Source organism: Peribacillus sp. CSMR9 (genome assembly GCF_033141925.1).
Classification (GTDB): domain Bacteria; phylum Bacillota; class Bacilli; order Bacillales; family DSM-1321; genus Peribacillus; species Peribacillus simplex_A.
The window spans coordinates 1-594 of sequence record NZ_JAOPHO010000232.1; the positions used below are offsets into that span (position 1 = coordinate 1).

General features: G+C 31.8%; 1 protein-coding gene. It reads left to right on the top strand.

Features of this window, described 5'->3' with window-relative positions:
• Positions 1-18: 18 nt before the first annotated feature.
• A complete protein-coding gene (locus tag N9I19_RS25050; protein ID WP_317779377.1) occupies positions 19-186 on the top strand; it encodes a hypothetical protein in 168 nt (55 codons plus the stop codon).
• Positions 187-594: the final 408 nt, after the last annotated feature.

The window sequence follows — 594 nt, forward strand, 5'->3', positions numbered from 1 at the left end:
AAAAGGGGGGTGTTTTAAATGTCAAGTAAATTATTAGTTGGTCTTGCTATAATAATATTTATAGTAAACTTTGTAGTATCACCTATGTTTTTCGATGAAACTCCTAATTCCTATGGCACCTTCATAGGTTTAATTTTACTAAGCATATCTCTTATTTCTTTAATTGATCAGGTAAATAAAAAATAAAAGGCATCCTTTGTGGATGTCTTTTATTTGTAATTCTTATTTTTTTCTCTCTTCCCATGCCTATAACCTTGTTCTTAAGTATGCTGCCAAGCATTTATATTTACTTATAAATGAACCTCTCAACTCGAATAGCTCACCAAGTTTACAGATGTATTGTTCACAACAACGAAAAAAGCGTAAGCTATTGCCTACGCCTTACTTCTCAACTTATTTTTACAGTAACAAATACTATCTATTTACCAAAAAGGTGGGCGAGCCACCCCTTCTTCTCTTCTTCATGATTAGTAACGGCAACCTGTTTTATACTTTCCTCATTTTCTTTTATACCTGCCATTAATCTTCTGTCTTTTTCTTCTAGTTTGTTATTTATATATTCTTGCTGTTTCTGGATTTGTTCAACCAATGACT